Here is a 9,017-nt window from a genome sequence, read left to right as displayed (position 1 = left end):
TAACTTATATATCTTTTTAACATATCAACATCCTTAATATTAATAATATTTCTTTAAATAAAAACTTATATTAAAGGGATTTGACAATGTCGCTATCTATTAATGTCTCAAGAGATGAATTTCTAGCCGGCCTTTCATCCGTCCAGAACGTTACCGGGAAAAAAGGGACTATAGCCATACTTTCCAATGTTCTTATTCAGACCGGAAACAGTTCGATCATTCTGACCGCAACCGATCTTGAGGTGGGAATCAGAGTGAGTATTCCGGCAGAGATAATGGCATCAGGGGAAATAACCCTTCCTGCGAGAAAGCTTTTCGAGATCGTCAGAGAAACAGCAGCCGATACCCTTCATCTGGAACTTCATGATAATAACTGGGTAAAGATATCGGCCAATTCAAGCGATTATAATCTTGCCGGAATGGCGGCAACCGATTTCCCTTCTTTTCCTGAATATGACGAAAGTTCTTTGGTTCAAATATCGGCATCATCATTACAGGATCTGGTGGACAGAACGATATTTTCCGTTGCCCAGGAAGGGGAGAGTCAATTTAATCTGACCGGCCTGCTGGTTGAAAAAGATAAAAATGAGGAAGGAAAATCTTTAATGAGAATGGTTTCCTCAGACGGGCATCGCCTCTCTCTGATGCAGATTGTGTTCGAACATGATCTTGAAAAACTGAAGATAAACAAAACGACGCTGATCCCGAGAAAAGGGGTTCAGGAAATCAGAAAATTTTGTGAATCATGCGATACCGTCGCCATTGGCTTTGAAAATAATCAGGCTGTTTTAAAAAGTGATAATTCATTGATGATCATCAGATTAATGAATGGTGATTTTCCTGATTATCGAAATATTATCAATATCATAGGACAGGATTCATATATTGAGATAGATCGGATTTCACTGATTAATTCATTAAAAAGAATGATCCTTTTTACCGAGGACAGATTTAATGCAGTTAAATTTCATTTCGATAAAAATGTCCTGATGCTGTCATCTGAAAGCATGGATATCGGGAATGCCAAAGATATCCTGAATATTGACTATCATGGTCCGGTCATGACCCTTGGTTTTAACGGCAAATACTTCGTTGAGGCCATGCAGGTGATGAGCAGTGAAATGATCAGAGCCTATATTAATTCCGAAGAAAGTCCCTGTCTTATCAAAGGAAGTGATGATACGGGATATATCAGCGTTGTTATGCCGATGAAAATTTAAATAAAAATCGGCTTCCTGCAGAAGTTTTCCATTACACTTTGAATCCATGTAATTTCTAAAAAAGGGAATACAAGTGACTGAAACAAAAAACGAATATGGTGCTGAGCAGATAAAGGTTCTGTCCGGTCTGGAAGGCGTGAGAATGCGCCCTTCAATGTACATCGGCAATACCGCCGAGGAAGGGCTTCATCATCTGATTTATGAGGTGGTCGATAACAGTATCGATGAAGCGCTGGCCGGCCACTGTTCTAAAATTTCCGTAACCATCCACAATAACGGCAGTGTCAGTGTTGAAGATAATGGTCGCGGCATTCCGGTAGGGATCCACTCCGAAGAAGGAGTTTCGGCGCTGGAACTGGTCATGTGCACCCTGCATGCCGGAGGAAAATTTGATCATTCAACCTATAAGGTTTCCGGTGGTCTGCATGGAGTAGGTGTCTCGGTGGTGAATGCCTTGAGTAAATTGACCACCGCCGAAATAAAAAGAGAAGGAAAGATCCATCGGCAGTCTTATGAATATGGAATAAAAAACTCGGAAGTGGAGGTGGTTGGTAAAACCGATACAACCGGGACCAGAATCACCTTTCTGCCCGACCCGACAATCTTCAAGGAAACAACCGAATTCAAATATGAAATCATCAAAACCCGTCTTCGGGAACTGGCTTTCCTGAATCGCAATGTAAAAATAGCGCTGCACGACGAGAGGAACGGGGCAGAAGATGAGTTTCATTCCGAAGGCGGCTTAAAAGAATATGTTGAATATCTGAACCGGAACCGAACTCCCGTGCACCAGGAACCGATCTTTTTCGAGGGAGACCGGGAAGGGGTGCAGGTTGAGGTCTGTTTTCAGTATTACACCGGATATTCCGAAAGGCTTTTTTCCTTTGTCAACAACATCCATACCAAGGAAGGCGGGACGCATGTCACCGGTTTTCGCGGGGCGCTGACCAAATGCATCAACCGGTATGCCACCGATGATGTCATTCCCAAGAACATGAAGGAGAAAATGGGCGGCGACGATGTCCGGGAAGGGATCACCTGTGTGGTCTCGGTCAGGGTCCCGAACCCGCAGTTTGAAGGGCAGACCAAAACCAAGCTCGGCAACAGTGAAGTCAGAACGATCGTTGAATCGATCTGCAACGAAAAGCTTGGAATTTATCTCGAGCAGAATCCCGCGGAGGCCAAAAAAATCCTCGCCAAGGTTGTAGATGCGGCAAGAGCAAGAGAAGCGGCCAGGCGGGCCAAGGAGCTTTCCCGGAAGAAAGGGAACAGTATCGATCTGATGATGGCCGGGAAACTGGCGGAGTGCCAGACCAAGGACCCGAAAAAAAGAGAGCTTTTCCTGGTGGAGGGCGATTCGGCAGGCGGCAGCGCCAAGCAGGGCAGGGACCGGGTGTTTCAAGCGATCCTGCCGTTGCGCGGCAAGATCATGAATGTTGAGAAGGCGCGTTACGACAAGATTCTTTCCAGTGAAGAGATCAAACAGATCATCGCCGCCCTCGGCACCGGTATCGGCAAGGAAGATTTTGACCCGGAGCAGCTCAGGTATCACAAGATCATTATCATGACCGATGCCGATGTCGACGGCGCCCATATCCGGACGCTCCTGCTGACTTTTTTTTACCGGCAGATGCACTCCCTGGTCGAGGCCGGGCACATCTACATTGCCCAGCCGCCGCTTTATCGCCTCGGACGCGGCAAGAAAGAGCAGTATTTCGCCGGTGATGATGATTTAAACCAGCATCTTTTTGAACAGGCAAGCTCGGAAATGTCTCTGAAGCATGGCTCCGGCAAAGAGGCGACGGTGATCAGCGGCGATGAAATGGTTACCGTTCTCCGGAAACTTTCAGGCTATCTGAAGATCGTCCAGTATCTGGAAAGAATGGGCGTCTGGGAAGACATGATCACCTTTTTGCTCAATAACGAAGTCAGTTCCGCAGACCAGTTCGGAGAAGAAAAATTTGTCCACGATCTGCGTGAGCATCTCAAGGGGAAGGATTTTATTCTCGGTCCGATCAAATCATGTCACTGGAAACCGAGCTGTTATGAATTTGATGCAGCGTACAAGGACAAGGCGCACATGATGGTGACGGTCGGGCCGCAGATTCCGCTGATTCCGGAATATCACGCGCTGCTCAGGCTGTACCCTCAGGTGAAGGAGCTGCTGACCGGTGAATATGCAATCGACAACAAGGGGCAGGAGATTAAAGTCGGTGACTGGAAGCTGCTCCTTGAGATTATCCGCAAGGAATCTTTCAAGGGCAGCCACCTGCAGCGGTACAAAGGTCTTGGTGAGATGAACCCGGAACAGCTCTGGGAAACCACCATGAATCCTGAAAAGAGGATTATGCTCAAGGTCAGGATCGAAGATGCGGAAAACGCCGACGATATCTTCACCACCCTGATGGGTGACAAGGTGGAACCGCGACGCGATTTTATCCAGAACCACGCCATGGAAGTGTCCCAGCTGGATATCTAAAGCTTCATGGGTGCAAGCAGACAAATTATTTGTTACCGGCGGCTGCAAGCTGAACCGGTATAAAGAAAGAACCTACAGGTAAAGATAAAATGGTGGATGAGACAAAAGAGATGACCGACGAGGTTTTCCCGGATATTTCAATCGAGAGCGAGCTGAAAAAATCCTACATGGATTACGCGATGAGCGTGATCGTCGGTCGGGCCTTGCCCGATGTCCGCGACGGTCTGAAGCCGGTGCATCGCCGCGCGCTTTTTGCCATGCGTGAGCTGAACAACTATCACAATCGACCCTACCTGAAATCGGCGAGGATCGTCGGTGATGTGATCGGTAAATATCATCCCCATGGCGACACGGCGGCCTACGACACCATCGTCAGGATGGCCCAGACCTTCTCGATGCGCTACCTGCTGGTCGACGGCCAGGGCAACTTCGGTTCGGTCGACGGCGATTCGCCGGCGGCGATGCGTTACACCGAAGCAAGGATGACCAGGATCGACCAGGAGATTATTGCCGATCTCGACAAGGAAACCGTCGAGTTTACCCCCACCTATGATAACACCCATATGGAGCCGGTGGTTTTTCCGACCAAGGTGCCGACCCTCCTGATCAACGGCTCATCGGGAATTGCGGTCGGCATGGCAACCAACATCCCGCCCCACAACATCACCGAGGTGATGAACGGTCTGATCGCCCTGATCGAAGATCCTTCGATATCCATTCATCAGCTGATGGAGATCATCACCGGGCCGGATTTTCCTACCGCCGCCTTTATCTGTGGCCGGGCCGGAATCCGGGAAGCCTACGAGACCGGTCGCGGCTCGATTCTGATGCGTTCCAGGACCGAGGTTGAGAAGAGCAAGAAGGCGAATCGCGAGTCGATCATTATCACCGAAATCCCTTACCAGCAGAACAAGGCGAGCCTGATCGAGAAAATCGCGATGCTGATCAAGGAAAAGAAAATCGAATCGATTTCCGAAGTCCGGGATGAGTCCGACCGTCGCGGGATGCGGATCGTGCTCGAGCTGAAGAAGGATGAAATTGCCGACGTCACCTTGAACCAGCTCTACAAGATGACCCCGCTCCAGAAGAGCTTCGGGGTGATCCTGCTCTCCATCGTCAACGGCCGGCCGGAGATTCTGAACTTAAAACAGATTCTCCAGCATTTTCTCCTGCACCGGAAAACCATTGTGTATCGCCGTACCGCGTATGATCTTCGCAAAACCGAGGAAAAAGCCCACATTCTCGAAGGCTTGAAAATCGCGATCAGCAACCTTGACGAGGTGGTAGAGCTGATCAAAAAATCGGCCGGACCCAAGGAAGCGAAAGATGGTCTGATGGAGAAATACAAGCTCTCCGAGATCCAGGCCCAGGCAATCCTTGACATGCGTCTCCAGCGCCTTACCGGGCTTGAACGCGACAAGATCGTGGCTGAGTTTGAAGAATTGATGCGGCAGATCGCGCGTTTCAAAGAGATCCTGGGCGATGAAAACGAGGTCATGAAGATCATCCGCGAAGAGTTTGAGGAGATCAAGGAGAAGTATGGTGATGCACGCCGTACCGAAATCATCGAGGCCCCGGACGAGATCCTGCCCGAGGATATGATCGCCCATGAGGAGATGGTGGTCACCGTCACCCATGAGGGGTATATCAAGCGGAACCAGGTTGAACTATACCGGGCCCAGCGGCGCGGCGGCAAGGGCGTCAAAGGGATCCAGACCCATGAGGAGGATTTTGTCTGTTCCCTCTATCTGGCCATCACCCACGACACCTTTCTTTTCTTTACCAACCACGGCAAGGTGTTCCAGCGCCGGGTGTTTGAAATCCCGCAGGCCAGCAGAATCGGTCGGGGCAAGGCGCTGGTCAACCTGTTGAACCTCGCCCCCGGGGAAAAGGTTGCGGCGATCATGCCGGTCACGAATTTTGAGTTTGCCGAGGGTGAGGAGTGCTATGTGCTGATGGTCACCAAAAACGGGATTGTCAAGAAGACCGATCTCCGGGAGTATGCCCGCTCGATGCAGCGCGGCAAGATCGCTCTGAAAATTCGCGAAGGAGACGAGATCATCTCGGCGACTATAACCAACGGCAATAACGATATCATGCTTTTCTCAAGCAACGGCATGTCGGTCCGATTCAGTGAAAAGAACGTCCGCCCCATGGGCCGATCCGCATCGGGAGTCAAGGGTATGACCCTGAACCCGGGCGACACCGTAGTCGGGGTGGTGGTGGTTGATGAGCTCACCGAGTCGATCCTGTCGGTCACCGAAAACGGTTTCGGAAAACGGACCGCAGTCGAAGACTACCCGGTCAGGAACCGTGGCGGCAAAGGTGTATTCACGATCAAGACCAGTGAACGGAACGGCAAGGCGATTGGTGCCCTGCAGGTGGTCGATGAGGACGAGATCATGATGATCACCGACGGCGGCAAAATTATCCGGACCAATATGCAGAATGTCAGGGTCATCGGTCGGAACACCCAGGGTGTCAACCTCTTCAAGCTTGGTGCGGGTGAAAAAGTTGTCGCCATGGACCGGGTGGCGGAACCTTCCGGTGGTGAAGAGGAAGAGTATGATGAGAGCGAAGAAGGAGTGATTGAGGAATAAAAAATTTCATCGCCGCAAAACGGCGGGGAAATTGAAGCCGGAAGGCAACTGAAAACGGTGTTTCGTTCATTCTGTCTTCCGGCTTTTGAACACGCTCAGCGAGTGTATTCCCCGCAGCTCGGAGTGTCGCAGGCTCCCTTACCTGCTGCGGGGTTAACGAGCGAATTCGATGTGTAACTTTCTTACGTACGGAGATTCCCCGCGGCTCGAAGTCGCACTCCGTTTGCTATCTGCCGCGGGGAGGCTTCAATTCTTTTCCACGTTTGTTGCGGGTGATCCGAACCTCAAAATCGCGGAGTAATTATCGTGCCTGTAAGTAAAGCGGCGGTCATAGGCGCCGGAAGCTGGGGCACCGCCCTGGCCAGATTGCTGAGTGAAAAAGGGTATCGGGTCACCCTGTGGGGCCACCGTCTGGACCATGTCGCCGAGATCATTGCCAACCGGGAAAACCTCACCTATCTGCCCGGATTCAAACTGAATGATAATCTAACCGCAACCGCCGATCTCAAAGAGGCGGTTGCCGGCCATGAGCTGGTCCTGATGGTGGTGCCGTCCCACGGCTACCGGGAGGTCTTCCGCCGGCTTCTTCCCCATCTTGAAAAAAATGTCTCGTTGATTTCTGCGGTCAAAGGAATCGAAAACGACACCCTGATGACCATGGATCAGGTTGTGGTGGATGAACTCGGCAAAATCGACGCGCCACCCGCTCTGAAAATAGGTGTTCTGGCCGGACCGAGTTTTGCCAAGGAGGTTGCCGCCGGTGTCCCCACTGCAGTGACCGTGGCTGCCAACACCAGAGAAGACGCACGTTTTTTTCAGCAGGTTTTCAACGCCCCCCGGTTCAGGGTTTACGCTTCCACCGATGTGATCGGTATGGAGCTCTGCGGCGCCCTTAAAAATCCGATCGCCATCGGTGCCGGGATCTGTGATGGCCTTGGCTACGGGACCAACACCCGCGCCGCCCTGATCACCAGGGGGTTGGCCGAGATCACCCGCCTCGGGGTCAGGATGGGCGCCCAGCCCTTGACCTTTGCCGGACTTGCCGGCATGGGCGACCTCGTCCTCACCTGCACCGGAGACCTTTCCAGAAACCGGCAGGTCGGCCTCAAACTCGGCCAGGGTCAAAAGATTAAACAGATCGTCGCTGAGATGAAGATGGTCGCCGAAGGGGTCAAAACCACCAGATCCGCCTACAACCTCGCCCGCAAAATGAACATCGAGATGCCGATTCTCGAACAGGTGTACCAGGTAATCTACGAAGACATGGACTGCAACGAAGCGGTCAAAACCCTCCTGGCCAGAAGCCTGAAGGAAGAGATCGAGTTTTGAAAAAATCGCAACAAATCGAACAACCTTTTCTTTTGTGGCACCCACTGGGTAACAATAACCAATTTCACCCCGTCAGACGGGATCCCCGAGGCTTTGGATTTAGCTCGGCGCGACAAGAGATATGTCGACTAATGACAAGCCGAAGATGAGTCAAGCAAAGACGCGCCCCCTTTTTGCAAGCAAAGACGCGACCTCTTTTTGTTCAGCCTCCATTACATTCTGAAATTTACAGTGGCGAATCATTTGTGTTTTTATCGTATGGAAAAATGATTCCGCAACGGCATTGTCCCAACAATTTCCTTTCCTGCTCATGCTTTGAACAAAATGATGTTTCTGTAATTCTGCCTTAAAATCAACACTGGCATACTGAACTCCTTTGTCACTATGGATCATCAGCCCTTAGCCTGGCATACATCTTTGTATAAGCGGTTAGCCGATAAAGAGATAAAATCAATTTTATCTCTCTGTACCGGTCTCTGTTACGGGGAGTCAGATGGTGTAGGTTCTATAGTGTCATCCACTAGCGATTCCAACCGAGGAAAGAAGTCTTTCTCAAATTCATCCAAACAATACCCGGGGGTAAAGGGTCTTTTCAATATTGCATATTGAAAGAGCAGCCTCAGAGAGTTGACTCCTTTCACCTTACCCCACAGACTGAGCTGATTGTTATTGGCAATAGCCATATCTCTGATTTCTGTGACTGATTGAATTATCCGTTCTCCATATTCTTGGAGAGACTCATTGTGTTCACTGCAATCAACCTGTGGATCATGGATGTTCATAGGGAGATCATCCCTATTTTCATAATCCTTGAATTTGCCTGCAGCTTGTGTAGCAATTGGGGTGATAATCTTTTCTAAAAGGGCTGAAGCTTCAGGACTGTTTGAATCAATAGAGATTTCATAGTCTTTGTCGGTGGCCTTGGAGGGTGTGGTCTCAGGTGTGTTAGAATGGGTCTCTCCACCGCAGAGGAGAAAGGCAATAGCTAAAATGAGCGCTGTTTTAAGACTCGGGTGTGTTGGTGACTTCATAGGGGCTTAGATGCGTATAAGAATTTGAGAGTACCATGACTTCAAAAATCAAGATTAACAAACCCAGCAACACATATAACATTTTCATGAGTAAAAGGTCGTTGTATATCATTCCGAGGACGAAATCTTTTCCCCACGGAAGCACCACGGGGGTCACACGGGGGTCACACGGGGGTCACACGCACGGGGGTCAGGCTTGACAAATGGGTATCACCTAATCAACATTTTGATTTTATTTACTTTTTCGCGTAAATAATCGTCATCTTTCATTTTCTTTTCCAGTCGAGAAGCTGACTGACTCAAGCTGGATAAATCGCGCTGTAATGTTCGGCTAAGTTCCATAAGGCTGAGATGATCT

At 49.9% G+C, this 9,017-nt stretch carries 5 protein-coding genes and 1 pseudogene; 4 read left to right on the top strand and 2 right to left on the bottom strand.

All coding sequences use genetic code 11. From position 1 onward, the window contains the following. Window positions 1-86 precede the first annotated feature (86 nt). The 4 genes from dnaN to KKG35_01630 all read left to right on the top strand — a co-directional run bounded on the left by dnaN (window position 87) and on the right by KKG35_01630 (window position 7,628). Entirely contained in the window at window positions 87-1,220 is a 1,134-nt protein-coding gene (gene dnaN, locus KKG35_01645) for a DNA polymerase III subunit beta (protein MBU1736820.1), read from the top strand. A 73-nt stretch (window positions 1,221-1,293) separates the two neighbouring features. Further along, a complete protein-coding gene (gene gyrB, locus KKG35_01640) occupies window positions 1,294-3,699 on the top strand; it encodes a DNA topoisomerase (ATP-hydrolyzing) subunit B (GenBank protein ID MBU1736819.1) in 2,406 nt (801 codons plus the stop codon). A gap of 89 nt (window positions 3,700-3,788) precedes the next feature. Continuing rightward, window positions 3,789-6,299, top strand: a complete 2,511-nt coding sequence (gene gyrA, locus KKG35_01635) for a DNA gyrase subunit A (protein MBU1736818.1) — start codon at window positions 3,789-3,791, stop codon at window positions 6,297-6,299. Window positions 6,300-6,605: 306 nt separating this feature from the next. Continuing rightward, complete coding sequence (locus KKG35_01630) at window positions 6,606-7,628, top strand: NAD(P)-dependent glycerol-3-phosphate dehydrogenase (protein MBU1736817.1); 1,023 nt, start codon at window positions 6,606-6,608, stop codon at window positions 7,626-7,628. 237 nt (window positions 7,629-7,865) lie between these two features. On the opposite strand, the pseudogene KKG35_01625 reads toward KKG35_01630, so the two are convergent. Together KKG35_01625 and KKG35_01620 are read right to left on the bottom strand one after the other, a co-directional pair. After that, window positions 7,866-8,027: pseudogene (locus KKG35_01625) on the bottom strand (DDE-type integrase/transposase/recombinase). An 80-nt stretch (window positions 8,028-8,107) separates the two neighbouring features. Further along, window positions 8,108-8,659, bottom strand: coding sequence for a hypothetical protein (locus KKG35_01620; protein ID MBU1736816.1), 552 nt, complete (start codon window positions 8,657-8,659; stop codon window positions 8,108-8,110). Window positions 8,660-9,017: the final 358 nt, after the last annotated feature.

Source organism: Pseudomonadota bacterium (genome assembly GCA_018823285.1).
In the GTDB taxonomy this organism is placed as follows: Bacteria; Desulfobacterota; Desulfobulbia; order Desulfobulbales; family JAGXFP01; genus JAHJIQ01.
This window is presented reverse-complemented; position numbering and strand designations above follow the sequence as displayed.

Bases quoted from the DNA above. Each gene is read 5' to 3' on its own strand.
- KKG35_01620 (MBU1736816.1), bottom strand. From the start codon at position 8,659: ATGAAGTCACCAACACACCCGAGTCTTAAAACAGCGCTCATTTTAGCT.
- dnaN (MBU1736820.1), top strand. From the start codon at position 87: ATGTCGCTATCTATTAATGTCTCAAGAGATGAATTTCTAGCCGGCCTT.
- gyrA (MBU1736818.1), top strand. From the start codon at position 3,789: ATGGTGGATGAGACAAAAGAGATGACCGACGAGGTTTTCCCGGATATT.